Below are 26,995 nucleotides of genomic sequence, written 5' to 3'. Positions count from 1 at the left end.
AAAGAAGTGATTTCTTCCCTGGATCTGCAGGATATTAAAATTCCTAAAATACCAAAAGAAGTGATAAGTACCCTGAAATCTCGAAAGAAGCATATGTGCATCAAAAGAGAGGGCAATGAATCCACTCCTGCATGTAACCAGGCCAGTGTCCCTGGAATGGTAACTCAACGATCATGCGTTTATGGTGGGGCCAGGGTGGTTTTAATGCCCATAACCGATGCCATCCACTTGGTACACGGTCCTCTGGGCTGTGCATCATGCACATGGGATATTCGTGGAAGTAGGTCATCAGGATCTGAACTCTATCGTAATGGGTTCTCCACGGATCTCCAGGAAAAGGACATTGTCTTCGGAGGCGAGAAAAAACTCCTGGAAACCATAGTAGAGTTGAACCAGTTATTCAAACCTGCTGCTATTTTCGTCTACGCCACTTGTGTGGTGGGGTTAATTGGAGATGATATTAAAAGTGTTTGCCGTGAAGCAACCGAAATCACTGGATCAAGAGTTATACCAGTCCAATCAGAAGGTTTCAGGAGCGTTAATAAATCACTGGGACACCAGCTTGCCTGTGATGCCATGCTAGAATACCTCATTGGTACCGAACCTCCCCAGAAAAGTATAAAAACTTCTCAAAAAAGTATAAAAACTCCCCAAAAGAAAATGGACACTCTTGAAATAAATATTCCCCCTACAAATACAGAAGACCCTCCAGCAACAACTGATTACTTGATAAACATTTTAGGAGAGTTCAATGTGGCTGGAGATTTCTGGGCAATGAAACCACTCCTGGAAAAAATTGGAGTTTCCATTCAAGCGGTGATTACAGGAGACTCACGGGTTGAAGATATAGCAAATGCCCATTTAGCCCATCTGAACCTGGTACAGTGCCAGAAATCATCCCGTTACTTGGCTGATTCCATGGAAGAACGTTACAATATTCCTCAGGTCAGAGTAAACTTTTTCGGAGTTGAAGAAACTTCAAAATCCCTCAGATCCATAGCTGAATTTTTCAACGACCCGGTGATGATGGAGGCAACTGAAAAGCTCATTGAACTGGAAACCAGCCGAATCAGAGATGCCATTACTCCCTACAGGCAACGTTTAACTGGTAAGAAAGTTGCGGTTTATGTTGGGGGAAATAAGGCTTGGTCTCTTATCAGAGCATTTGAAGAGCTGGGAATGGAAGTACTGATGACTGGAACTCAAAATGGGTTGCCTGAAGACTATCAGCGGATAAAAGAGACTGTGAGAGATGGAACCCTCATTGTGGATGATGCCAATGCCATGGAACTGGCCAGACTTCTGGAGAAATACCAACCAGATTTACTGGTTTCAGGAGCAAAAGAGAAATATATGTCACTGAAAATGGGAGTAGCGTTCTGCGACTTTAACCATGACCGTATCAGCTCTTTTGCCGGTTTTCAGGGATTCCTAAACTTTGCCAGGGAAGTGGATCGGGCAGTGTCAAGTCCAGTTTGGAAATACACTGCCAAATTAAAACAGGGCTCAGTTTTTAATAATCCAACGAAATATCCCTCAAAATCATCACCTTTGATAAATACAAAAGCAACGGCCCACTCTAAAGTATCAGGTTGTAAAAAATCCAACTCTAAAGTATCAGATTATAAAGAAACCCAATTTAAAGTATCAAATTATAAAGAAACTTATTGTGAAATATCAGCTTGTAAAGAGAAGTCTAATTCAATGAAATGCAAAAAATCCGTGAAAGAATGTTCATCCAAAACAAAAATTTCCCCAGAGGTGATGTAATTGCACAGTACTCCTGAGAATATCCCTCCAGATAAGGTTACATCACCTGGGAAATCCCTTGAGACTAATAAAAAGAAATTTGCAGTGATCAATCCCTGTAGAATGTGTCAACCCATGGGTGCTGTGCAGGCCCTTCTGGGTATTGAAGGTGCTATGCCACTTATACATGGTTCACAGGGATGCAGTACCTACATGCGATTCCAATTATGCCGTCATTTCAGGGAACCAATTAACGTGTCTTCCACATCCATGAGTGAAAGTACCGTGGTGTACGGTGGCGAAAAAAACCTTATAAAAGCCATGGAAACCATGAACTTACAGTACCATCCCACCCTGATTGGGGTTACTTCCAGTTGTCTTACCGAGACCATTGGGGATGATGTAGATGGTATAATAAATAAATTTCGTGAATCCCACTTTAAACTTAATAAAGAGGAACTTCCACCCATAATAACAGTATCCACTCCCAGTTATACGGGTTCTCATGTAGAAGGCTATGATAAAACCATTAAAGCCATATTAGAAAGTCTGGCTTTACCCCCAAAATCAGAGGATAAAAATGATGTAATCAATATCATCCCTGGAAACCTGGCCCCCGCAGATGTGGAGGAGATTAAACACATATTAGATCTTATGGAACTGGATAACATTATCCTCACGGATACCTCCGAATCACTCCATGCTCCTTTAAATGGATCAATAGAATTTTTACCATCAGGTGGAACAACTTTAGATGAAATCAGACGAACATCCAATTCAAAAATTACATTAACCCTCTCTAAACACGCAGATTCAGGTGGGATCTTCCTTAAGAAAAGATTTGGTGTTCCCCATGTTACACTACCCCTCCCGGTGGGCCTGGAGAACACTGATCAATTCATAAGCACCCTTTCCTCCCTGAAAGATGTTGAAAGTATCCCCCCAGAGATGGAACGCGACCGTGGCAGATTACTGGATGCTTTGGTTGATTCCCAAGCCTACAATTACGGGCGAAAAGTGGCAATCTATGGAGATCCAGATTTAGTATTAGGCATGGTGAGTTTTCTGACTGAGATGGGCATGGAACCTGCGATTATTGCCACTGGCACCCACAGCAGTAAATTCAGTGCAGATATTCAAAAGATCATCTGCAAAACTGGGCATGATCCAGTGATAATCAATGGCGGAGATCTCTATGATCTGCACCAGGAAGTCAAAAAAACGGGAGTAGATCTCCTGATAGGAAACTCTTACGGAGCACGTGTAGCCGTGGAGGAAAATATTCCCCTGTTTAGAGTAGGATTCCCAATATTTGACCGGGTAGGTGCCCAGAGAATCCGCATTTTAGGTTACAGTGGAAGTTTAAATCTTTTGGATCAACTTACCAACACCATCATCCAGCACTACTATGATGAAGCAGGTTATGAGTTAATTGAGGGTATGGAAAATTAAATTAATTAATAGTTAAATGAATTAGCAGGTGTTTAAAGGAGTATATGGGCATGATCGACATTATATTAAACCAAAACCGTTGTCAAGGTTCAAAATGCGGCAAATGTGCGTATGTCTGCCCAAATAATGTTTTCACAATCACTGATGTAGTAACTGTTACATCCCCTGTTTACTGCAAAATGTGTCAGGAATGTTTAGAGATATGCCCAGAAGCAGCCATTATCATAAATATTCCAGATCATGACAAGAATACAGCAGAAAAGATAATTAAAACTAAAAATCGAAATACGGGGAAAAAAAGACTATTAAAAACTTATTAAAACAATCCCCTGGAGGATTAAATGAAGATCGCAGTTGCCTCTAGCGATGGTGAGACCGTAGACCAGCACTTCGGACAGGCCAGTCACTATCTCATCTTCCAGATGGGAAAAGGAGGCCTCGAATTTTTAGAATTGAGAGAAAAAAGCAAAAAACCAATTTATGATCATGAATATCGTTGGAAAAGAGGTTTAGAAATTTTGAAAGATTGTCGGGTAGTATTTTGCCGAAGAATAGGTGATGAACCCCGTCAAAAATTACAGGAATTTGGAATTGAAGTAGTAGAATCGAAAAAAGAGACCATAACCAATGCAATAACCGGTTATCTTACTTCAGTTATCCAGGAAATAAAATCAAATAAGCAATTGGAGGGAGAAGATGCCCATAATAAAGATTGATCATGATAAATGTGATGCCAGTGACTGTGCAGAATGTGTAGATTCCTGCCCCATGTCAATTTTTCAACTGGAAAATAATAAAATAATCACCAAATCAGGGGAAGACTGTAATTTATGCGAAATGTGCCAGGATCTATGTCCCAGCTCAGCCATAAATATAACAGAATAAAACTAAATAAAAAATAAGAAAATTAGATTCCTCCAAAGGGAGGAATTTCTTTATTTTTTGATAAATATTTCTTTTTAGAGGGGTTTTGATTGAAAATTAATAAAATACTAAAATAAGTAGAGTCTATTAAATGAGTAGAGTCTATTAAATGAGTAGAGTCTATTAAATGAGTAGAGTCTATTAACTCACAGCTCATCAATACTTTATCCCACTTTTAAGCTTAATATTCCATATTAAAGATATATTTGAATATTACAGACATATCGGAGAATTTTTATGAGGGAAATTTTAACAGCATGTACAGCTGACTGCCCCGGAACATGCAGCATAATAGCCCAAGTAGAAAATGAAAAAATAGTTAAATTGCACGGAAATCCTGAACATGACATAACCAGTGGTTTCATCTGCAGGAACGCAAAAAACTATTTAAAAGAACGACTTTACAACGATAGGAGAATTTTACATCCCTTAAAAAAGGAAGATGGTAAATGGGTGCAGATTAGCTGGGATGAAGCCCTGGATATGACCACCACTAAAATAAAGAATGCTTGTGAAAACTACGGAAGCCAGTCTATTCTTTATTACCAAGGCTATGGAGCTAGAACCGCACTTAGACTTATTAATCGTCGTTTTTTTAATCTATTAGGCGGAGTTTCCACCCTTTACGGATCAATATGCGGAGGAACAGGACAGGCAGGTCAGGAAATGGACATGGGAGTTCGTCTATCCCATGACCCCATTGATCATCTTAACAGCAAAGTTATATTGGTTTGGGGTCGAAATCCTGCAGTCACCGATATTCATCTGTGGAAGATCATTAAACAAGCACACCGAAAAGGGGCTAAATTAGTAGTAATTGATCCGGTGAACACCAAAACCAGTCATAGTGCAGATATGTACCTGCAGCCAGTTCCGGGCTCCGACAGTTTTTTAGCCATAGCAATTGCTAAGATAATATTAAAAGAGAAAATCATTGCTGAAGAATTCATACACAAAAATACAGAATACTTTCAGGATTACCATGATTTACTGAATGATTACAGCCTGAATGAACTTTCCAGAATAACCGATGTCCCCCTGAACGACCTTTATAAACTGGCAATGTTGTATGCAAATGGTCATCCCAGTAGCATCATATTAGGTTGGGGTTTGCAACGTTACGTGAAGAGTCATTTGACTTTCCGCCTTATTGATGCACTGGCTGCCATTACAGGGAACATAGGAAAAAGTGGTGGTGGTGTCAGTCATGGTTTTGATGAATATGGCTACTTCAACCATGAGCATGCCCTTGATGATATTGCACCCAACCAGAGGAAACTGAACATACCCATTGTTGGTGAAGAACTGATCAGGACACAGGACCCACCTATTAAACTCATTTTTATCACAGCAGGAAATCCTTTAGCAATGCTTGCCAACACCCACAAAGTGAAAAAGGCATTTCAAAGTGTTGATGATGTTATAATGGTCGATCATTTCTTAAATGATACTGCTGATGTGGCTAACCTATTTTTACCAGCAACCTGCTTTTTGGAAGAGGAAGATCTGGTTGGAAGCTATGGTCATAACTGGATATCCCCCCTCAACCCCGTTACCCCTCCCTGTGGTGAGGCCAGATCCGAATTACAGATATTCCAGGAATTAGCAGTGAAGCTTGGATTTGGAGAAAAAATGGCAGGAACCCCTCGTGAATGGTTGGGTAAACTAGCAGAACCCATAATCCGTGAGGGAATATCACTGGAAGACATTCAAAGAAAACCTTACCGGCTTCCATCTGCCCCAATAACCCCCTTTTCTGATGGGAAATTTGAAACTAAATCAGGGAAATTTGAGTTTCCAACTGAACTTCATCTCAAAATTACAGATGAAATTTTAAATAAAAATTTCAACACAAATATGGGTTTTAGCCTTAGATTACTATCAGTTAGCCCTCAAGGATGGATAGGTTCAGAAATACCGGATAATGAACATGGAAAAAGTGTTCTTGAGGTACAAGTCCATCCAGAAGTTCTTAAAGAAAAAGGTATTGAAGATGGTGAAGAAGTCTGGCTCGAATCAATTCAGGGAAAACTTTTGGTTAAAGTTAAGGAAAATAATGAGATTAGACCGGATTACGTTCTCACCCATAGGGGTGGATGGAGAAAATATAATAAATGTGTGAATATTTTGACTCCTGATCTTGTGAGCGACCATGGTAATGGGGCTCCTTACTATGAAACATTTGTTGGATTAAAAAGAACTACTTAAAAACCATTTATTGAAAAATCAGGGAAAATGTATCAATAGAACAAGCAACCAATTAAAAAAAAAGAAATAAAAATAAAAAGCCATTCCGGCTTATTATTTAGATGCGTTGATCTCTTTGACTTTTTCAAGGATTCTTTCCAGAATCTCCCTATCTGGAAGCAGGTCGGACTCCACAACTTTTCTCATCCGGATTGGAACTCCTTCCATCCTATAGGCAGTACCTTCTGCTTGCATACCCACAATTGCTGGTGGAATGATTACATCAGACATCTCTGTGGTTGGTGTACGGTGCGGTTCTATTGCCACAATAGGGATCTCAGCCATTCTCTCAAGTGCCTTCTGTGGGAAGTTTCCACCAGGGTCGGATGCTATTACCAGCATTCCATCAGTCTCTTTATTTTGGAGAAGGTCGTTTGAACCTGATTCACCAGGGTTGTACCTTGGAATTCCGGTTGCAAAATCAACACAGTATGGATATCCAACTTCCCATGTACATACCTGGTTGAAGCCAGTAACATTGTAGTGACCTCTCATTGGTATGAGATTCCACTTGGATGCATCGTTTAGATCAGTCGTAAGACAGATGGCAGTGTCGATGTTCCTGTGTTTTCCACGACTGTGGGTTATTCCCATTCCAAAGAAGAGTATACCAAACTGTGCATTTTTAAGAACTTCTGCAGTTTCATAGATAAGTTCTCGAGGTACTCCTGCAACCTCATCATAGAGAATGTCCTTACCGTTTACCACACTTCTGATGGCATCCAATAGTTCATAATCATGGTCATACTCCAGTTGCAGGTGAATGTCCGCTAGTTTGGATGAATCTGATTTTCGAGGGTCGACAACTATTAATGTCCTATCAGACCGGCCTCTTTCTCTGAAAAACCCGCGTGCGAATACATTTCTTGAAAGATGTCTTGGGTGTGCGTGCATTGGGTTACATCCCCAGTAGACAACTACATCTGCACGGTTTTTTACTTCACCCATAGTACATATGGGGTATCCTGAATCCTGAAGTCCCAGAACAGAAGGTCCGTGACAAACAGAAGCAGTATTGTCTATACATGCTTTAGCTTCTTCGGCGAGTTTAATTCCAACTGCCTGTGCATCACAGTCAGTACAGCTCCATCCATACATTAATGGTCTCTTTGAATCTGCTAGTATATGTGCTGCTTTGTCTATGGCTTCATCCATGGTGACTTCCACAAATTCACCATTCTTTCTCACAAGTGGTTTAGTATATCTTTCAGCACCTTCAGTGTGAACAAATTTACTGTGTCCTATTATACATGCGTTCATTGTGCCTACTATTTCATTATCCTCTACTTTACAGATTATGTCATCACATAGGGTTCCGCAAAATGGGCACACAACATTTTTTACAAGTTCCAAAGTTATCCCTCCATGAACTCTTAATTTAGAAAGGTGCTATATGGCTATTTCCTGCAACTGAAACATATACAAATCCTTTTGCCCCTTTAGTTGCATAATCACCTTCAAATTTATAAAATGCACCTTTAATTAATTCTCCTTCTACTTCTATGTCTTTTTCAACACCCAAGTACCTGAATCCGGGTAAAAATTCGTTGACACGTCCTTTGATTACTATTGTGCCACTTTTCATTTCTCCACCGGCTCTGGCAACGACGTCACCTTCAATTACGAGTAATCCTCCGTTCATGTGGACTCCGGGTTCTATTCTAGTATTTCCCTTGATTACAATCTTACCGCCCAACATGTACTCGGCGATTTCACTGCCCACATTTCCATGAACAGTTAAAAGGCCGCCACTCATACCTCTCCAGTCTCCACGGTATGCTGAACCTACATAGTCTTCTGCATCACCCATTATGGTTAATTCTCCACCGGACATGTTCTGTCCAGCCCATGAACCAACATTTCCTTCTACGGTGATATTTCCACCTTTCATTTCCACACCAACGTACATGTTAGCGTTTCCTTTGACCAGGATTTCACCAGTAGTCATTCCCTGACCAATCCTTTTGGTGTTGTAAACATCACCATTGATAATTATCTTTATTTCAGAGGGATTTTCTGATGATTCTCCTTCAACATCAAAGAACTCGTGGAGTCTTACCTGACTGTTACCATGCCATATTCCCATGTTTTTGATATCATCTATACTTTTACCTGCTAAAACATCGGGAATTATGTTATTTATTTCAATGGGTACCAGTGGTTGTTCTTTAGGTGTCAGGATTATTTCATTCATTGGATCACCCCATTTATTGGACATGATTTAGGAAGATATTCTTCCTGAACAGGGTAATTTGCAAAGTTAACTGAATAATATTTTTTGAATACTTTCTCAACTTCAGATTCAACCTGTTTCTCTAACTCTCCATCGTAAAGAGAGTTAACCCAGTAGGTTCTTCCGTGTGTACCCTCACTGACAACATTACCCTCTTTAACTATAATGTTACCATCTTTAAGGACATAAGCTGAGTTTTGAAGTGCGGCTTCAAGTGCAGCGTAGTCAGCGGACTGATCCTGTACTTCCGGATTGAAGTTGTAAATTGCTACATCCGCATCTGCACCAACTCCAAGATGGCCTTTGGTTTCACTTAAACCAAGAACTTTAGCTGGTGTGCTCCTTGTTATCTGTGCGATTTCGTAGAAACTGTACTCCTTGTCAAGGGTGGCTACACTGGTTTTTTTCTGAACCCATTTGTGAACCTGGTTTTCAATCATGTCTTCCCTGTACTTGTTGCTCATTAACCATGCCATAACCCTGGGGTATCTTATGAAAGGCCCACCGTTTGGACTGTCTGTTGTTAAACAAACTTTTTCAGGGTTAACTAGCAGGAAGAGTTCTAGCCCTATTGCCCACTGACATGCTGGGACTGGTGCCCTTGGAGGGTAAAGGAATGGAACAATACCAGAACCTGTTTCAAGTTCTACATCACAGTTGGCCCATTTAAGCCCGTTTAAAGTGTGTAAATCGTATTGCATAGGACCGTCAGCTGTCATAAGTGTGGTTTCATCCAGCGTAACCTGCCCAACATCTATTACAAGGTGATCATTCTTGTTTACGTAATCCGCTACTTTGGGTGCTTCTGATACAAAGTCTCTCCAGTTTGTACCACCATAACTGTGGAATTGAACGTGTGTCGCGTACAGTACAGCATCCCTCTCTCCGTGTTTTGGGTTCGCCTTTATCCCTTTTGGCACATCAAATGATTTCAGGGTTGTTTCGTAGTTTCCAGGGTGTCCGAGATCGTTACAGTGAAGGTGTATTGCATGTGGAAGTCCCAGTTTCTCGTTGACTTCAGCCAAACCCCTAATAATTTCTGCCCCGGTGACGTCGAAATAAGGTGCGGGATCATTTATTCCGTGAACATTTCCACCCCAACCCCAGGCTTCAGTTCCTGCCGGGTTAACTATCTTTATTGTGTACCCTTTAGTTGCCTTTAAAAGCCATGATACAAATGCTGCACATTTATCAATGTCCCCATCTTTTAAATACTCCATAACAAACCAGCTGTTACCAAAGAGGGGGTATGCTGCATGGTCAATGAAAGGTGTGTCAATGAATTCCTCGTGGGTGTGTCTTGAAAGAAGTGGTGGCATTGCTGCTTCCATTGCAGTTGTGTAACCCATCTGGGAGTACCTGTAACCAGTCATGAATGTTGAAGGAACTGAAAAACCACTTCCTGCTCTTTTAAGATTGGTTATAACTTCAGCATCTTTTTTACTGTCTTCTGGACGGAACATCCTTCCAACGTTAACTTTAGGACCAGCTATGTGGGTGTGTGGATCCACACCTCCAGCCATAACTATTTTTCCAGAGGCATCTATGACATCTGCAGCTTCACTTACACTTTCCACTATTTTACCATCTTTTATGCAGATGTCCATTTGCTCTCCATCGATGCTGTTTAGTGGATCATAAACAATTCCATTTTTTATTATACGTTCCAATGTAAATCCTCCTAAACCATTAGTAATTTGAAATCTTTCCGTAACCTTTCATGAGAGTAGGCATGTCAAGAACAGGCTCTTCTGTAGGATTAAGGTCCACCGGGACATTTTTAAAACTGGGCGTGGCCGTGGAATCTGTGTTAGGCCTTATAACTCTGTTTGCCCAGGGTCCCATTGGGACGTAGACCATTCCATCTGGAAGTTCTTCCTTTGTGTTCACTGCTTTAACAATAACATCACCATATTCAGAAACTATTTTTACATTGTCTCCATCTTTTATACCCAGTTCATCCATCATGTCCTGGTTAATATGACATATAGCCGCCGCATTTATGAACATTTGAAGATCTTTACCCGATTCGATTGCCTGACCCTGCCATACTGTCCTGCCTGTGTTTAATATAACTCTCATTTGGCTTCCTCCAATTTTTCAAGTCTTATGGCGTCTACCGGACAGCTTTCAACACATGTACCGCATTTTCCACATAAGTTAACGTTTTTGAGGTTTACTCGACCATCCTCCACGATCATTATCAGATCAACATCATCTGTAGGCCCCTTTCCTCCAGCGACCTCAGGACTGTTTAGTGAATTGACTGGACAGGACACAACACAATTTCCACATCCATGACAAAGCTCTCGATATACTACTAGCCCAATTGCCATTTAATTACCTCCATAAATTTTAGATTTTTAAAAGACATTTAAATCGTTTTTAAACTAAAATTATTTTTTATTGATTGTTTTAAGATTAGTTACAACTCTAATTTTTTTTTATAAGCTTGATGATAATTCAATGATGATAATCCAGATATCATCAGTTTTTTACCGATTCAAAAGCTTTTTTCCATGATTTTGATTTTATTGGTGTGGAGTTGATACCGGTTCTGGTAACATTTATTGCATCCACAGGACAGGATCTTTCACATGCCCCACAGTATATGCAATATTTTTCATCCATGTAGAGTTTAGCTTCTTTATCACCCGATTCTGCAGGTTGTGGGAATGATAATGCATTACATGGGCATACCATAACACAGGTTTCACAACCCTGACAGGTATCGTCGTCGTGCTCAAGTTTACCTTCAAATGGTTTGGTAACTGTTGCAGCATCAACCGGGCAAACATCCTGACACCATCCACACTTCACACATAAATCATCATCTATGACAGAATCACCCTTGATCTGGGAGTCTTCAGATTTTATATCGTATTCTCCATAGGAACATATTCTGCACACTGCTTTAATTGCATCCACTGGGCATGCCTTTTTACATACCATACAATAAACACATTTATCTTTGTCAACAGTTATGTCTGAAGAGACTGTAGGGTCATCAGAAGTTGGGAATTTGTGTTCTAATGTAATTGCATCTGCAGGACACATTTCTTCACATATTCCACAATCTATACAGGTTTCTTTATCGATTTCGATTTCACCACTTACCAATTTTGCTCTGTCGGGCAGTTTACGATCTATGGTAATTGCTTCGGCAGGGCAAGCAGTTTCACATGCTTTACAATATATACATGTATCATCATCAATTTCTGCAGATTTTATTAGGTGTGGGTAAGCATCCATTGTTTTTATGGACTGTCCAGCTATTTCCAGATCCAGTGCGTCAAAAGGACAGATACTACTACACATTCCACATAGAACACATTTATTCTCGTCGATCTCTATGTTACTTGTATTCTGTTCCGTTCTAACCACAGCACCAGTTGGTTGAACCTCTATAGCGTTTGTTGGACAAATTTTTTCACAGAGACCACAGGCAGCACAGCTTTCATTCTTAAATAATAATTTTCTGTCTTTTTCGCCTGTCCTCTCTACAGAAATGTCTTTACCCTCAATAACTTCTGTTGTTTCCATTACATCAACCTCCTTTATTTATAATAAGTTTCCTGAATCACTATACATATTTAGTACACAACAGACATCCTCAAAACAACTCTAATCCCTGGTTAATGTGATCACTATCAACCCAATCACTTAGAAGATCTGATTGATGTCTGATGGTTTTACATGTGCTTTGATACATATCATGTGTGTTGATAACACATTCGATTGCTTTAATATATATAATTTCTCTAAAAAATTATATAGAAAATAATATATATGGACGTGTTATAATCACACATAGACTTGTAATACAAATTGAAAATTCAACAATATAAAGTATCCCATAATAAGCAAAAGATAAATTTAGTTGATACTTGGAGTATTAGCAAAAAATTAGTTGATACTGAAGTATTTAGCAAAAAAAAATCATTGCACAATCTATTTCCCCCATATCCAACTACAAAATCCAATCCAACTAAAGTCCAGAATATTACAGTATTTATACAGGACTAAATTGGAATTTACACCCATAATTAATAATAATATATAAATTTGCTTAATCTTTGATTAAATAAGTAATAATAACCTTTGGCCAAATTGTGTGAACCTTCAATAATTTTAGATACAGATTCACAAATTATGAACAATACCTAAATATTTTTATGCAATATCCAAAGAGGTTAGTGTAGAATACATGTAAGATAAGTGATTAACTAAAAAGGTAGATAAAATTTATACAGTGTAGAGGTGTAATACATGAAGATAGTGTCAGTGGCAGGAACCAAAAACACGGGTAAAACCACTTTGGTCACCCTGTTGGTGAGTGAACTGGTTAAAAGAGGTTTCAAAGTAGGTACTGTGAAACATACCCATGTTAAATTAGACTTAGAAGGAAAGGACACCTGGAAACACCGCGAAGCTGGTGCAGAAATAGTGGTGGGTGCAGGGAGAGATGAAACCTTTTTCATAGTAACTGAAGACATGGACCTTGAAACAATAATAAGCAGCGTCCAACAGCTACATCAACTAGATTTCCTAGTATTAGAAGGTTATAAACCTGCTAATTATGCTAAAATTTCCACTTCTTCCTTAGATGATCCTTTAAGTCTGGCACAGGTGGATGTGCGCGAACTGGATGAGGAATCCGTTGGAAAACTAGCAGATCTGGTTGAAGAGAGGAGTTTTGGTAAACTAGCAAACTTGGACTGTGGTGACTGTGGTTACGAAAACTGCCGGCAAATGGCATTGGCCATGGTAAAAGGAGATGCTAAAGAAGACCTCTGTGTTATGAAACAAATGGCAGATGTTATTCTTAAAGTTAATGGGAATAGAGTCCCAATGAATCCATTTGTTAATAAATTCATTGAAAACACATTCCTGGGTATGATTAGCGCCCTTAAAATCAAAGAACATGGCGAACCCCAAAAAATCGAACTCACAATACAGCACGACATCAACCAATAAAAAGGTAACCCTAATGACAGTAACTGATACCTACCAGCGCCCTATAATATCTTTAAGGATATCCATAACAAATCGCTGCAATGTAAACTGTTTTTACTGCCACCACGATGGCATACTACCTCAAAAATACGAAATGACACCTGATGAGATACATCGCATCGCCCAGGTTGCCCGTGACATCGGGGTGCAGAAGATCAGACTTTCAGGCGGAGAACCACTGATTCGTGACGATATAGTGGAAATTGTGTCCAAAATATCATCAATAGGATTTAAAGATGTCTCCATAACCACCAACGGAACTTTTTTAGATAAATACGCCGATAGTTTAGTGGAAGCTGGGCTCAACCGGGTTAATGTTAGCCTTGACACCCTTAAACCCGAAATTTATCGATTCATAACCAAAAAAGACTACCTTCAAAAGGCAAAACAGGGCATAATCCATGCTTCTGAATCCGGCCTTTACCCAGTTAAAGTGAACATGGTAGTGATGAAAGGACTTAACCATGACGAAATTTGGGACATGTTTAACTTCTGTCAGGAAAATGGAGCAGTACTACAACTTATTGAACTTTTAAAAACTGAAAATTGCCCAGATAATGGTTTTATTGATGATTACCATTACAAAATGGATGATTTAGAAGAAGAATTGGTAAATAGGGCAGATAAAGTTAAAACCAGGAAGTTCATGCAGGACAGGAAAAAATACTTTGTGGATGGAGGGGAGATCGAGGTTGTTAAACCCATGGACAACACCCAGTTCTGCAAAAACTGCACAAGAATACGCATAACCCCCGAAGGTAAGTTAAAACCATGTTTACTGCGGAATGATAATCTGGTTGATTTTATAGAGCCAATGAGGCAGGGAAAATCCAATGAAGAGCTCAAAAAATTATTTTTAAAGGCCATAGAAAATAGAGAACCATATTATGATAAATGCTCATGAAGGGGCATCAAAATAATTTATATGAATATCGATATGATCATATAAAATCGCTACAATATTTGACTAATATTATACATCTTTAACCAATTACAAATAATATATTGGTTATAATTATTATATACAAAACAGGAATTAATGGGGGTTTTCAATGACTAAATCTAAAGATGAACCAGAATATAGGTTAGAAATAGGTGGAAAACTCATATTATTGGATAAAAAAAAGTTTAATCTTTTAAAATTTATTGATGAGTGTGGATCCATTACCCAAGCTTCCCAGAAATCAGATATACCATATAGAAGTGCCCTTAAATATATTGAAAACCTTGAAAATGACCTTAATGATCTGTTAGTTTTAACTAAAAGGGGAGGTAAAGGAGGAGGAGGGGGAAGTGAACTGACCACCAAAGGAAAGCTCCTTTTAAGAGAATACAGAAAAGTAGAAAGCGTAATCAAAATGCACACCGATGTAAATGAAATAGAATCTGAAATTGCAGAAATAGATGAAGAGAAAAAAATTATTAACATTTATTTCGGTGAAAAAAGAGTTATCTTACCCCTTAGAGGTGAGTTTAAAATCGGTGAAAAAATTTTGGTTTTAATTAGTCCTGAAGATATTTTCTTAACACTTGAACCACAAAAATCCAGTGTAAGAAACGTTTTCAAAGGCATTATAACCAGAATGGAACTTAAAAACCAAGTAGTACGATTAAATATAGATCTAGGCGGTGTGAATCTATTTGCAGACATTACCCAGTATGCAAGAGATGAATTAGAATTAGATCTTGGAAAAGAAGTTTTTATAGGATTTAAAGCTGCTGCAATTGCTGTGGTTAAATTATAGAATTAACTATAATTTAATACCTAAAAACGCCTATTATTCCTCAATGAGTGCTTTAATATACCAATATTTTTTATAATTCAAACATGTAACTCATAAAATCTTAATTTATTTTATCCAACTAATTATTTTCATATAGTATTTTTTATAGGGCATTGTGGAAGTGGATACATGAGCAAAATGTTCCAGAAAACCAATATAATTAAGGTAAAAGAGGAAGCTCATCCTACTGAAGACTTGGTAGCCATTGATGCTAAGATGAAACTAGTGGTTAACGGGAATCTGCTTGGTAAATTTTACTTAAGCCCGGATAACCTGGAAGACTTCACCATAGGTTATCTGCTGGATGAGAGGTACATCCATTCCATGGATGATCTTAAAAAAATCACTCTAGAATCAGATTCGATTCAAGTTGGTTTAAAAGAACAGGAACATTTAAAAACTGACGATCTTTCCTGTTACGATGGATGGGTACATCAGGACCAGCCCATACCCCATGTTAACGCCCTTTTGAAGGTTGAAAAAAATAGAATTATTGATTCATACCAGCTACTTATTGAAAAAGCAGAAGTCTGGTCCAAAACCGGGGGCACACATGTGGCCGCACTTGTAAGTGAGGATCAGTTCATTGTCCGGGAGGATGTCAGCCGCCACGTGGCCGTGGATAAAGTTATTGGTGCGGGGTTAAAAAAGGGAATTGAATTTTCAAAAAGTTTTATTGTATGCAGTGGAAGGATACCCCCTGACAGGGTGGTGAAACTGGCCAATGTAGGCATACCCATCATGGTTACCAAAGCTGCCCCTACTGTGGAAGGTTTAAGAATAGGTGAAAAAGCAGGCATTACCCTAATCGGTTTTTTAAGAGATGGTAGATTCAATATATACACCCACCCCCACCGTATAATAGTTTAATTAGGAATAATATGTACTAAAATAAGTAAAATGTAATGAAATAGAAAATGATAATAAAATTAAAAGATGATATAAAGTTTAAAAGAATATAGGATACGGTTATTCAATAACCGTGTGCCTGGCCTTCATATCCTCTTCTGTTTTTCCCATTTCAACCATTAACTGGGCTATGAGACTGTCCAGGAATATCAAGCTGGTTACCTCGAAAAGGGTTCCCATTGGAGATAATGACTGGTGTTTTCCGTTCATCTGCCGGGTTATGTAGTTTTTTTCTGAATCAATTTTTGTACGTCCTTTTATATGTACCACCAGATCAGCCATCTCTCCCAGGGTGGAATCCACATAGGAAGTCACCGCAATGATCTTGGTTCCCCTTTTATGGGCAATGTTGGCTGCACTGATAATGCTGAAGGTTTCACCTGAACCTGAAATTGACAGGAGGCAGTCTTCACTGGTTAAAGCAGGGGTTGTGGTTTCTCCCACCACGTAAACACTGATTCCAAGGTGCATTAGGCGCATGGCAAAGGCCCGGGCTACCAGACCAGATCGTCCCAGTCCCATTACAAAAACGTTTTTAGATGTTTGTAAGAGGCGGGTCATGTCTTCAATGTTTTCAGGGTCAAGTTCTGCAGAAACAGACCGCACATTATCCATTATTTCTTCTATAGCATCGTTGAGAATAAATTCTTTCAATATTAGCACCATTGTTATATTTTTTTAAAAATTATTGTATTTTAAAAAATTATTGTAATTTTTAATTATTATAAATTTTTTAACTATTACAAATAAACTTTGTATCTATATGAATTTTTAGTGGCCTGATATATATAAGTCCTATTTCATACAATTCTTATACAAATCCCTACACCAACCTTATCAGCTGGCATTTAAAGCTTGTCAAGTTAAAAGGATGAAAAATGAAATCTCAGCCAAGCGTGAACCTGCAAATAAATGGTGAAACATTCAGCTACCGTCTTTTTGATGCTTTACGTGAGATCACCAATACCTGGTCCCAGAGGGAAGCTGCCAAAAGATTGGGGATATCACATGCAGTTTTAAATCGCAGAATTCGTGACGCTGAAGGAAAGCTGGGTTTTAAATTAGTGGAGACAACTGGAGCAGGTTCCGGTCTCAGTCCCCAGGGAATGGTGATCTTGGAAAAATACCAAAGCTATCTGAGACGGTTAGAGGATAGGGATGTACCGGTTATAGGTGGGGGTCCCATTGCCACCGGTTTGATGGACGCGTTAGCACGTCAATACGGCCTGGAAGTGGTGATTTATACCACCGATGATTTGAATGCCCTTAAGATGGCTGAGATGGACATGCTGGATATCCTGGTTTTAGACGACCCAGTGCATGCTTATATGCATGATCTGGACTTTTTACCCATAGCCCGAGATGATCTGGTACTGGTATCTGGATCTGATGAAAACCTGGAGAATGTTGACCAGCTCCGGGGAAGAGAATTTGTGGAAGTTATTCATTCTGCCCAGAGACTGGCCTGGAACACCCTGGATCAGTTACGGGTTGATTATGAAATCGTTGATGTATGCAGTTCCCCTGAAAATGCCCTCAAGATGGTTAAAACACGTGAAGATCTTTTAACATTTCAAAACAGGAGTTTCATGTCACCATTGCTTGATTCTTTTACCGTGTCGGATATCATGGCAGATGACACCAGCCACATAATCAGCATGGTTATCCCTGATAAAGATGAAGCGGATAAAAAGGATGAACTGGAAGATTTTTCAAATTTTATCCAGGGAAAGGGTCAGGACATAATCAGGGAGTGGGGTTTTGGGAGAATTGATTAAACATTCAAATATATAAATAGATGATTAAATGTGTTTTATTCTATTTTAAATCATTCTACGGAATATTTATAATTTTATTGGGATTTGATTACATATATTAGTTTATTTTTAATAAAATGGCCAGATGGTTAATTTTAAATAAATTGCTTATTTTTTACACCTAAAAACTTTGTTTATAGTCTTATGAAAGTTTAAAGAATGTAAGTACTTTGTAACATTAATTTGATCGAAAGTATTATATCTTATTAATTATTACCAGAATTACGAAGGGGAACATTGTTATGAAAAGATTATTTGTACTATTTATCTTAGCGGGTTTTGTTTTTTGTTTTGAGTATGGGTTGTGTTTCTGCAACATCCAATTTTACAACTGGCGATATTGCTTCGGCATCGGTAAACGTTAAAAATCAAATTGAAACAAACAATGCGTTACCAAGTAGTGTTATTATCAATGGACAAACTGTGAACACAGACAGTATCTTCATTTAGACTGATTACAGTGATTATGTTGATAATAAAATCATTATTGCATTCGGCCAATATAACTTATTAAAAAAATCAGAGGAGTAAAATGCTTATAAAATGGAAAATAGTCACTTTGGGCATAATAATGGCCCTCATACTTGCTTATATAATCCCAATTTTCACTGGGCTTGCGGAGATCGGGGCTTTCATTGGGTTTTTTATTGGAACGATATATGTTGGTTATGCAGTTGGAGCAAATTTAAAAGAGGGTGCGTTAAACGGTTTAGTGGTGGGTTTTTTAGTAATAGTTATCAGTCTGTTTATGGTTGTTGGTTCTATTTGGGCTTTTATGGGAATGGACAGTGAAACGATTTTTTACACTTTATATGCTATAATTTTTTATATTATTGCTGGTGCAATAGCAGGTTTCATAGGATCCTTGATAAAAAGATCAAGAACACCAAAAGGAAATCCAACTTCAAATTAAAGCATGGATTTAACATTATCAACCATATAGGGTGTTTTAGGCGGATGGTTTAACATCACTGGTTGCAAAAGTATTGGTTAGCGGCAACAGCAAAGCAACGGTTAATGCCAGTGAATTCTTAAGTGCTGAGATCAAAGACTTTGGAGAAATCCTCTACAAAGGATACCCACAAGTAAACCAGTCCACAATACTCGGGAAAATTTCAAAAATAACCTAGTATTGTCCACTTAGGTGGATAAATCTAAATTTTGTTGATATTTTATTGAACTATATTATTTTATTTTTCACAAGTTCCTCTTTTAGAATTATGAAAAATTTATATAATCCAAAAAAGGTATCATAGTAAATAGAATCTGGTTAATTACACTCTATTTGAGAGTTAAAATAGTATAATCCTTTAGGGGTTTGTGATTTTTCTATATAACTAAATCTGGTTAAAATTATTATTTCAAAGGGTTATTTTTAAATAATCTCAAAATAGAAATAAGGCAGGTGATTGATTGAGGAAAGAAAGAGATTTACTGGCCATTGGACACACTGCACTTGATTACATAATTCAGGTTAACGAATTCCCACTACCTAACTCCGCTACTACCATTAACAATATGCGTACCTTCCATGGGGGTGCTGCTGCCAATGTGGCCGTGGTTGCATCCACGCTGGGTTTAGAATCATCCCTGGTGTCTGCAGTGGGAGGAGACTTTCCAGGATCAGACTATCAAAATCATTTAGAAAACCTCCAGATCAACCTCGATGACATGATAATTGTTGGGGAAGATAAAACACCCACTGCATTCGTTTTAACTGATACCAACGATGACCAGATATTTTACTTTTACTGGGGAGCTGCCAGCAGGTTTAAAGAATCCCCTGTCCCTGAGGATGCCATCATGAATGTTCAGGCAGTGCATTTGGCAACCGGAGACCCCACCTTCAACTGCCGGTGCGGTGAATTCGCCCGTGAAAGTGATAAAATCATCTCTTTCGATCCAGGACAGGACCTGCACATGTACTCACCCCAGGATCTGCTGGATGTTCTGAAAATATGTGATATTCTCTTTGGAAACCATCATGAAATCGGACGCATCTTGGAAAGCATCAATATGAACATTGACCAGTTAAGAGATTACGGTCCTTCCATTGTAGTGGAAACCAGGGGCAGAAATGGTAGCGTTATCTACTCTGATGAAAAGATCCAGATTGATGCCATAGAACGGGACCCCACTGACCCCACCGGTGCTGGGGACTCTTACAGGGCAGGATTCCTGAAACCATACCTGGAAGGAGAACCATTAGAATACTGTGGTAAACTGGCTTCAGCTGTGTCTTCATTCATTGTAGAAGCAGAAGGATGCCAGACTAATATTCCAACCCTTGAAATGGCTAAAGAAAGAATGGGAAACTCTTTAGAATAACCCTGAATTTTTTATAATAATTTGGAGGATAAAACAATCAGGAATTAATAGAAAATCTACTAATCCAGATAACCTCCACAATTTTTAATGCTTCAAAATTAGTATAATATTTAGTGTTTTAAAATTAGTATAAAAAATTAGTATAATATTCCTATTCCCGGATTTTAGTATTAACTTCCAGTTGGCCTTTAGAATATATACCAAATCATAGGCTAAAAAACCATATCTATTTTTATAGGGAACATAGAAATCAAATTAAGATTAACATTAATCAGTTGCTAGGGGCTTCTTGCGATTTGTGAAAGCCCATAGCTAAAGTACGTTTACAATGTTGAACCTAACACGGTGATTCTATGACACAAATGGACGACGCAAGAAAAGGGATAATAACCGACGAAATGAAATCCGTCGCAGAAAATGAAAATGTTGACGCTGAATTCATCCGAAAATCTGTAGCTAATGGTACCATTGCCATTCCCAGTAACAAAGGAAGAGAAGTGAAAGCTGTTGGTATTGGAGCCGGTCTCCGAACCAAAGTCAACGCTACCATTGGAACTTCCACTGATATCTGTGACTTTGACATGGAAGAAGAAAAGGCCAAAATTGCTATTGCTAATAACGCTGATACTTTAATGGAACTTTCTGTGGGTGGAGACCTGGATGAGATCAGGAGAAGAATACTGAAAGTATCCGACATACCGGTGGGAAGTGTGCCTGTATACCAGGCAGCATTCGAAACCATCCGCAAAAAGGGTGCAGCCATCTACATGGACGAAGATGTCATGTTCAAGGCCATTGAAAAACAGGCAAAAGATGGTATCGACTTCATGGCCATTCACTGCAGTGTGAACATGGAAACCCTCAAACGTCTCAAACGTCAGGGACGTGAAGGTGGACTGGTGAGCCGTGGTGGAGCACTGGTATCTGCCTGGATGGTGGAAAACGAAGTGGAAAACCCACTATATAAGAACTTTGATTACATCCTGGAAATCGCCAAGGAATACGACTTTTGTATGTCCATGGCCAACGCCATGAGAGCAGGAGCCATTGCAGATTCCACAGATCGAGCTGGAGTGCAGGAACTCATCATCCTCGGTGAATTAATAGACCGGGCAAGGGAAGCAGGTGTACAGACCATTGTGGAAGGCCCTGGTCACATACCATTAAATGAAATTAAAGCCAACGTGGTTATCCAGAAAAAACTGTGCCGTCAAGCTCCATTTTACATGTTAGGACCTATTGTAACTGATATTGCACCAGCATACGACCACATAGTCTCATCCATAGGAGCATCCCAGTCTGCGGCTGCCGGAGCAGATTTCATCTGTTACGTTACCCCTGCCGAGCACCTGGCACTCCCCGGACCAGAAGACGTGAAAATGGGAGTTATAGCCAGCCGTATCGGAGCATACGTTGGGGACATGGCCAAGGGAATACACAACGGTGAAAAGGACCTGGAAATGGCTAACGCCAGGAAAAAACTTAACTGGGAAGCCCAGTACAATGCCGCTATCTGTCCTTCTGATGCCAGGGCAATAAGAGATGCCAGGCCACCAGAAGACCCGGACACCTGTACCATGTGCGGAAGCTACTGTGCTATTAAAATCGTGAATGAATGGCTGGATGAAGCCCCAACTGAAGTATTCGAATAAGAAAATTCGAATAAAAGGAAATAAATTCATCCCCCCATTTTTTATTCATTTTAAATATTAACCATAATTTTTTATTTTTAGAAGGTGAATTACTTGAAACACTGGACTGAACGAATTGCATCTGATCTGACTAACTGGGACGTTGAAAAACACGTTGTAGCCAGCGGAACATCCATATCTGGCTCTATACATATTGGAAATTCCTGTGACGTTTTCATAGCCAATGCAGTGGGTAAATCCCTGCAAAAACTGGGCGAAGACTCCAAGACCATCTGGATTGCCGATGACCACGACCCCCTTAGAAAGGTTCCCTACCCCCTCCCAGAATCATACGAGAAGTACCTAGGAATTCCTTACTCCCAGATCCCCTGTCCTGAGGGTTGCTGCGAGAACTTCGTTGAACACTTCCAAAAACCATTCCTGGAAACCTTACCAGTATTTGGAATAGAACTGGAAACCTATTCAGGGTTTAAAATGTACCAGGATGGAGTTTACAACGATTATATTAAAAAATCACTGGAAAGAGCCCCTAAGATCAGGGAAATATTCAACCAGTACCGGGAACATCCTCTGGCTGAGGACTGGTTGCCCTACAATCCCATTTGTACCGAGTGTGGCCGGGTGAACACTACCACTGCCTACGATTACCAGGGAGACACTGTTTTCTACCGGTGCCAGTGCGGGCATGAGGGTGAAATGAACATCAAATCGGGTGAGGGGAAGCTCACCTGGCGTGTGGAATGGGCTGCCCGTTGGAAGATCTTCGGTGTGACCTGTGAACCATTTGGAAAGGATCATGCCGCCAGTGGGGGGTCATATGATGTGAGTAAAGTCATATCCCAGGAGATATTCGATTACAGAGCACCATATCCCGTGCCCTATGAGTGGATCACCCTTAAAGGTGAGGCCATGAGTAAGTCCCATGGAGTCTTCTTCACTCCAGGACAGTGGCTGGAAATAGGGGCCCCTGAAACCTTGAATTACTTTTTATTCCGTAGTAAACCCCTTAAACATAAGGATTTTGACCCTGGAATGTCTTTCCTGGATTTCATTGACCAGTATGACCGGGTGGAAAGGATCTACTACGGTGCTGAAGAGGCTGCTTCGGAGAAGGAAATGGAGAAACTGGGGAAAATCTATGAAGTGTCCCAGATCAACACTTCTGAATCTATGCCCTTCCAGACATCCTATCGTTTCCTCACTGTAGCCAGGCAGATAACCGATGATCCCGAGAAGATCTTCGCAATACTCAAACGGAATTCCCAGTTGAATGCAGATATGGAAGGTAAAGAATACTCTGATCTGGATGAAGATGCCAAGACCAGGCTGGGATCACGTTTAGAAAATGTGGAAAACTGGCTTGGAAAATATGCACCTGAATTTGTTAAATTCAGTGTCCAGAAAACATTACCCGATGTACAGTTAAACGAAAATCAGGATACTTTCCTGTTACAGGTAGCAGACCTCCTGGAAAACAATGATTACACCTCTTCACAGGAACTCCATGATGGAATGTACACCATAATAAATGAACTGGGACTAAAACCGCCCAAGGCATTTCAGGCAATTTACAAGACCATAATTGGTAAAAAACAGGGACCGAGGGCAGCTTCATTCGTGTTATCCCTTGACAAAGACTTTGTTATCAAGAGGTTCCGCAGGGAGGCTTAATAATTGAAAGTTCAGCTGGTTGAACGGGAGGTCCTGGATCCAGTGGGAGTGGTTCAAGCCGATAAATTAAAGGTAAACCCCCTGCCAGAGGACTTTGAAAAAGTTTCCATAATCAATAACACCAAACCCGGTGCAGAGATTATACTGGACATTTTAAGAAAGTCCATGGGAAACCGAGAATTAATAAAGGTTAAAAAACCAGCTGGCGCCCCTGCTACCCAAAAACAGATTGATAAAGCTTCATCTGGAGAACTTGCAATACTTGCCTTAGGGGACTGTGGTTCCTGCACCAGCTGGGTTATACTGGATGCCATCCGCCTGGAAAAAATGGGAATACCCACCATTTCCATCTGTTCAACACATTTTGCACCATTCGCCCATGAACTGGCCAAATCCCATGGAATGAATGAATTAAGAATTTTAGAAATTGAACATCCCATAGCCGGGCTTTCTAAGGAAGAAGTGGAAGAAAAAACCAGGAAACTGATTCCATCTTTCTTATATTTACTGCAAATACCATGATGCTCTGAAAATACCTTAAACCACTAAATGTGTTAGATAACCATGGCCAAAAAAGATAAAATAAAAGTTAACGACCAAGCCTGTGGCTGCCTTATTGATGAAATCCTGGAAAATGATGAAATATTGGAAAATGACAAAAACATGGCCCCAAAGGAGATTAAAGATGAAAATCGTCTTTGCAGTGCCAGTCCATCAGATATGGAGTTCTTTGTTGATCCGGATCCTCAAAAAGTCAGTGCCGATTTTTACCAGCGCCGCCTGACCGATGGTCTTCCAATCATTCCCCCCACCAGGGAGAAGGTAAATCGTTTCCTGAGGTACAGTTCACATGACCCTAATGATATTCTGGCGGTTCTACCCCCTAAAATGGGACAGGCCACTCCTGAAAAAATCGCCATTAACTCAGTTATGGCTGGTTGCCTGCCTCAATTTCAACCAGTCACAGAACACATTATCCAGGCCATTTCTCAGGATAAATTCAACCTCGCCGGAGTTAACGCCACCACTCATCCTGTATCCATCTGCACCATTGTAAACGGGCCATTATCCCATGAATTAGATTTAAACTCTGGTACAGGGTGCCTGGGACCAGGTAACATGACTAATGCTACCATTGGCCGTGCACTCCGTTTGTGTCTTATTAACCTTGCCGGGGCAATCCCTGGAGTGGGTGACCATGCCACCCATGGTTCACCAGCCAAGTACAGTTACTGTTTTGCGGAAAATGAGGAAGAAACCCCCTGGGACCCTTTCCAGGTGGAAAACGGTTACTTGAATGATGAAAGTACAGTCACGGTAATGGCTGCTGAAGCCCCACACAACGTCAATGATCATCGCAGCCAGACCGCAGAAGATCTTCTGGATACCATAGTTCACACTGCAGCCACTGCCGGTTGTAACAACAGCCACGTGCCAGGTGAACTATTAGTGATTATGAGTCCAGAGCACGCAACAACCATCAGCAGGGATGGTTGGGAAAAAGAAGATGTTAAGAATTATATCCATGAAAACACACTGTTAAATGCTGTTTTAGGTGATCGTGGTGGTCGGAAACTGGATGATGAATGGATTATTGACGGGGATGTTCGTATAACCCGCTCACCCTCCGATGTTATTTTACTGGTGGCAGGGGGACCTGGTAGACATACCATGATCAGCCACGGCTTTGGAAATGGATCTCTGTCTGTAACCAGACCCCTATCTCTAAAAGATGGCACAACAGTCAGATCTGTGGAAGATTTTAAAATAAAATAGATTTTAAAGTAGATTGGAGTTATTTTAGGAAATTGTTGAGAAATAACTTTTAGGAATTAACTTTTAATATAGATTATTCAATCTATTTTTTCAAAAACTAATCTCTTTGAAAACAGAGATAAAAGAGATTAAATCAAGTTTTATTCATTATTAATCCGGGTTTTATTAATTTAATCCGTATGATAACCTACTCGTTCTAATTCTGATTCCCATGTCTGGGGATTTTCTTCAATATATTTTTCTAAAATTTCCCTGCACTCATCAATACCCATAACTTTAACTTCCACCCCATTTTCCATTAATAGTTCTTCAGGACCAATTAGTGTGGTGTTTTCTCCAATAACCACTCGATGGATATTGTATAAGATGATTGCCCCTGAACACATGGTACACGGAGATAAGGTAGTGTAAAGAGTGGATTTTTGATAATTCTCCCCTTTGAGGCGTCCTGCATTTTCAATGCAGTCCATCTCCCCATGGAGAATAGTTGAATTATTTTGAAGTAATCGGTTGTGGCCACGACCCACCACTTTCCCCTCTTCAACCAGCACCGCGCCTATGGGAATTCCTCCCTCTTTAAGGCTTTTTTTAGCTTCATTAATTGCTTCAGCCATGAAACGATAATCATCTGATCCCATGAGATTCTCCTATACAATATAGTGTAATTCAACTAATAAATAAAAAAATAAAAAAAGAAATTAAATGAATTCGTTGTTTCAATGTCTTTTGATGTTTACAATTATCTTTAGAACGTTTTAGGTTGTTTTGAGGCTACCAAGTATCTTTTCCATGTTTTGAGTACTATTAGTTGAAGATACATACGCAGCATAGTAGAGACTGTTATTTTTCACCCAGAAAGCAATGGTAGTATAGTAACCAGAGGAGTCTTTGCTGGTTGTTGTGAGCATAGTTGCAGTGGATCCATCCACGCTTATTGATTTACTGTCACCGTACCCTTGAGTCTGATATTCCTGTACCAGTTGATTTAGTACATTCTGAATACTTGCCGTATCCAATCCAGAAGCAGTTATACTTCCAACAGCAAAACCTTCATCATTGCTTCCAACTGCTGCAAGACTATTGGAACCAGCTGGAACAGTTACAGTTTTTGTTGCATTTTCACCCCATGTACCAGGATAGGTGAAAGTTATCCCGTTGCCAGAGTATGTTTTGTTCGACGCCCATTCGTCACTGGTACAACCAGAAGCCATTACCACCACTAAAACAACTGCCAAAATGTAGATCAACCTTTTCATTCAACCACCTTACAAATTATAATTATCATTATTAGTATGTAATTACTTTCTATTTAAATTAGTGGTAATCCCTAAACTTTAAAAGGAGCTAAAGAGAACAAAAAAATACTTAATAACTAAAAGAACATCAATAATCCAATCAAATAAGTTTAAAACCTATAATAATCAGAATTTATTAGTT

The 26,995-nt window shown here is 39.5% G+C and carries 28 protein-coding genes; 19 read left to right on the top strand and 9 right to left on the bottom strand.

Going from position 1 to position 26,995, the window contains the following annotated elements:
• Window positions 1-6: 6 nt before the first annotated feature.
• The 6 genes from nifE (at window position 7) to A994_RS02380 (ending at window position 6,333) form a co-directional block, all read left to right on the top strand.
• Entirely contained in the window at window positions 7-1,770 is a 1,764-nt protein-coding gene (gene nifE / locus A994_RS02405; protein WP_237739681.1) for a nitrogenase iron-molybdenum cofactor biosynthesis protein NifE, read from the top strand.
• Window positions 1,771-3,201, top strand: a complete 1,431-nt coding sequence (nifN, locus tag A994_RS02400) for a nitrogenase iron-molybdenum cofactor biosynthesis protein NifN (protein ID WP_004029674.1) — start codon at window positions 1,771-1,773, stop codon at window positions 3,199-3,201.
• Window positions 3,202-3,251: 50 nt separating this feature from the next.
• Window positions 3,252-3,521: a DUF362 domain-containing protein gene (locus tag A994_RS02395; protein ID WP_100222221.1), complete on the top strand. Its 270-nt coding sequence runs from the start codon at window positions 3,252-3,254 to the stop codon at window positions 3,519-3,521.
• 21 nt (window positions 3,522-3,542) lie between these two features.
• Window positions 3,543-3,917 (top strand): NifB/NifX family molybdenum-iron cluster-binding protein, encoded by a 375-nt coding sequence (locus A994_RS02390; RefSeq protein WP_004029672.1) that lies wholly within the window; start codon window positions 3,543-3,545, stop codon window positions 3,915-3,917.
• Window positions 3,898-4,086, top strand: coding sequence for a 4Fe-4S dicluster domain-containing protein (locus A994_RS02385; RefSeq protein ID WP_004029671.1), 189 nt, complete (start codon window positions 3,898-3,900; stop codon window positions 4,084-4,086). Before A994_RS02390 ends, A994_RS02385 begins: the two co-directional genes overlap by 20 nt.
• Before the next feature lie 276 nt (window positions 4,087-4,362).
• On the top strand, window positions 4,363-6,333 hold the full coding sequence (locus A994_RS02380; RefSeq protein WP_004029670.1) for a molybdopterin-dependent oxidoreductase: 1,971 nt from the start codon (window positions 4,363-4,365) through the stop codon (window positions 6,331-6,333).
• 93 nt (window positions 6,334-6,426) lie between these two features.
• Here A994_RS02380 and A994_RS02375 read toward each other — a convergent pair whose 3' ends face one another.
• From A994_RS02375 to fwdF, 6 genes are all read right to left on the bottom strand, one after another.
• A complete protein-coding gene (locus tag A994_RS02375; RefSeq protein ID WP_004029669.1) occupies window positions 6,427-7,725 on the bottom strand; it encodes a formylmethanofuran dehydrogenase subunit B in 1,299 nt (432 codons plus the stop codon).
• A gap of 25 nt (window positions 7,726-7,750) precedes the next feature.
• Complete coding sequence (gene fwdC, locus A994_RS02370; RefSeq protein ID WP_004029668.1) at window positions 7,751-8,566, bottom strand: tungsten-dependent formylmethanofuran dehydrogenase subunit FwdC; 816 nt, start codon at window positions 8,564-8,566, stop codon at window positions 7,751-7,753.
• Window positions 8,563-10,275 carry a tungsten-dependent formylmethanofuran dehydrogenase subunit FwdA gene (gene fwdA / locus A994_RS02365; RefSeq protein ID WP_004029667.1) on the bottom strand — a complete coding sequence of 571 codons (1,713 nt, stop codon included), beginning with the start codon at window positions 10,273-10,275 and terminating at the stop codon, window positions 8,563-8,565. The genes fwdC and fwdA overlap by 4 nt, the downstream gene beginning before the upstream one ends.
• A 19-nt stretch (window positions 10,276-10,294) precedes the next feature.
• Entirely contained in the window at window positions 10,295-10,687 is a 393-nt protein-coding gene (gene fwdD, locus A994_RS02360) for a tungsten-dependent formylmethanofuran dehydrogenase subunit FwdD (RefSeq protein ID WP_004029666.1), read from the bottom strand.
• Complete coding sequence (locus A994_RS02355) at window positions 10,684-10,941, bottom strand: 4Fe-4S binding protein (RefSeq protein ID WP_004029665.1); 258 nt, start codon at window positions 10,939-10,941, stop codon at window positions 10,684-10,686. The genes fwdD and A994_RS02355 overlap by 4 nt, the downstream gene beginning before the upstream one ends.
• 151 nt (window positions 10,942-11,092) lie before the next feature.
• Window positions 11,093-12,148, bottom strand: a complete 1,056-nt coding sequence (gene fwdF / locus A994_RS02350; RefSeq protein ID WP_004029664.1) for a tungsten-dependent formylmethanofuran dehydrogenase subunit FwdF — start codon at window positions 12,146-12,148, stop codon at window positions 11,093-11,095.
• Between the two features lie 726 nt (window positions 12,149-12,874).
• Here fwdF and mobB point away from each other — a divergent pair.
• The 4 genes from mobB to fdhD all read left to right on the top strand — a co-directional run bounded on the left by mobB (window position 12,875) and on the right by fdhD (window position 16,275).
• Window positions 12,875-13,582 (top strand): molybdopterin-guanine dinucleotide biosynthesis protein B, encoded by a 708-nt coding sequence (gene mobB, locus A994_RS02345; RefSeq protein ID WP_004029663.1) that lies wholly within the window; start codon window positions 12,875-12,877, stop codon window positions 13,580-13,582.
• Window positions 13,583-13,595: 13 nt separating this feature from the next.
• On the top strand, window positions 13,596-14,525 hold the full coding sequence (moaA, locus tag A994_RS02340; protein WP_004029662.1) for a GTP 3',8-cyclase MoaA: 930 nt from the start codon (window positions 13,596-13,598) through the stop codon (window positions 14,523-14,525).
• A gap of 148 nt (window positions 14,526-14,673) precedes the next feature.
• The gene (locus tag A994_RS02335) at window positions 14,674-15,366 is read left to right on the top strand and encodes a TOBE domain-containing protein (protein ID WP_004029661.1); all 693 of its coding nucleotides are present in this window, start codon (window positions 14,674-14,676) and stop codon (window positions 15,364-15,366) included.
• A gap of 168 nt (window positions 15,367-15,534) precedes the next feature.
• Window positions 15,535-16,275: a formate dehydrogenase accessory sulfurtransferase FdhD gene (fdhD, locus tag A994_RS02330; RefSeq protein ID WP_004029660.1), complete on the top strand. Its 741-nt coding sequence runs from the start codon at window positions 15,535-15,537 to the stop codon at window positions 16,273-16,275.
• Window positions 16,276-16,374: 99 nt separating this feature from the next.
• Here fdhD and hxlB read toward each other — a convergent pair whose 3' ends face one another.
• The gene (gene hxlB, locus A994_RS02325; RefSeq protein WP_048204001.1) at window positions 16,375-16,980 is read right to left on the bottom strand and encodes a 6-phospho-3-hexuloisomerase; all 606 of its coding nucleotides are present in this window, start codon (window positions 16,978-16,980) and stop codon (window positions 16,375-16,377) included.
• A gap of 212 nt (window positions 16,981-17,192) precedes the next feature.
• On the opposite strand from hxlB, the gene A994_RS02320 reads away from it, so the two are divergent.
• The 9 genes from A994_RS02320 to A994_RS02290 all read left to right on the top strand — a co-directional run bounded on the left by A994_RS02320 (window position 17,193) and on the right by A994_RS02290 (window position 25,558).
• Window positions 17,193-18,092: a LysR family transcriptional regulator gene (locus A994_RS02320; protein WP_004029657.1), complete on the top strand. Its 900-nt coding sequence runs from the start codon at window positions 17,193-17,195 to the stop codon at window positions 18,090-18,092.
• A gap of 336 nt (window positions 18,093-18,428) precedes the next feature.
• A complete protein-coding gene (locus A994_RS13225; protein WP_192812687.1) occupies window positions 18,429-18,581 on the top strand; it encodes a hypothetical protein in 153 nt (50 codons plus the stop codon).
• 82 nt (window positions 18,582-18,663) lie between these two features.
• The gene (locus tag A994_RS02315) at window positions 18,664-19,044 is read left to right on the top strand and encodes a DUF5518 domain-containing protein (RefSeq protein WP_004029656.1); all 381 of its coding nucleotides are present in this window, start codon (window positions 18,664-18,666) and stop codon (window positions 19,042-19,044) included.
• A gap of 73 nt (window positions 19,045-19,117) precedes the next feature.
• Window positions 19,118-19,261, top strand: a complete 144-nt coding sequence (locus A994_RS13220; protein ID WP_157787248.1) for a hypothetical protein — start codon at window positions 19,118-19,120, stop codon at window positions 19,259-19,261.
• A gap of 283 nt (window positions 19,262-19,544) precedes the next feature.
• On the top strand, window positions 19,545-20,459 hold the full coding sequence (locus tag A994_RS02310) for a carbohydrate kinase family protein (protein WP_004029655.1): 915 nt from the start codon (window positions 19,545-19,547) through the stop codon (window positions 20,457-20,459).
• 353 nt (window positions 20,460-20,812) lie between these two features.
• Window positions 20,813-22,111 carry a phosphomethylpyrimidine synthase gene (gene thiC / locus A994_RS02305; RefSeq protein ID WP_004029653.1) on the top strand — a complete coding sequence of 433 codons (1,299 nt, stop codon included), beginning with the start codon at window positions 20,813-20,815 and terminating at the stop codon, window positions 22,109-22,111.
• Between the two features lie 93 nt (window positions 22,112-22,204).
• On the top strand, window positions 22,205-23,782 hold the full coding sequence (gene lysS, locus A994_RS02300; protein ID WP_004029650.1) for a lysine--tRNA ligase: 1,578 nt from the start codon (window positions 22,205-22,207) through the stop codon (window positions 23,780-23,782).
• Between the two features lie 3 nt (window positions 23,783-23,785).
• Window positions 23,786-24,304 (top strand): UGSC family (seleno)protein, encoded by a 519-nt coding sequence (locus tag A994_RS02295; protein WP_004029649.1) that lies wholly within the window; start codon window positions 23,786-23,788, stop codon window positions 24,302-24,304.
• Between the two features lie 42 nt (window positions 24,305-24,346).
• Entirely contained in the window at window positions 24,347-25,558 is a 1,212-nt protein-coding gene (locus tag A994_RS02290; protein WP_004029648.1) for a hypothetical protein, read from the top strand.
• A 170-nt stretch (window positions 25,559-25,728) separates the two neighbouring features.
• Here the strand turns inward: A994_RS02290 and A994_RS02285 are convergent, their stop codons facing one another.
• Window positions 25,729-26,196: a nucleoside deaminase gene (locus tag A994_RS02285; RefSeq protein WP_004029647.1), complete on the bottom strand. Its 468-nt coding sequence runs from the start codon at window positions 26,194-26,196 to the stop codon at window positions 25,729-25,731.
• A 117-nt stretch (window positions 26,197-26,313) separates the two neighbouring features.
• Window positions 26,314-26,814 carry a hypothetical protein gene (locus A994_RS02280; protein WP_004029646.1) on the bottom strand — a complete coding sequence of 167 codons (501 nt, stop codon included), beginning with the start codon at window positions 26,812-26,814 and terminating at the stop codon, window positions 26,314-26,316.
• Between the last annotated feature and the right edge of the window lie 181 nt (window positions 26,815-26,995).

Source organism: Methanobacterium formicicum DSM 3637, from assembly GCF_000302455.1.
Classification (GTDB): Archaea; Methanobacteriota; Methanobacteria; order Methanobacteriales; family Methanobacteriaceae; genus Methanobacterium; species Methanobacterium formicicum_A.
Note: the sequence above shows the minus strand (reverse complement) of the source record. Positions and strands in the feature narration are given on the sequence as shown.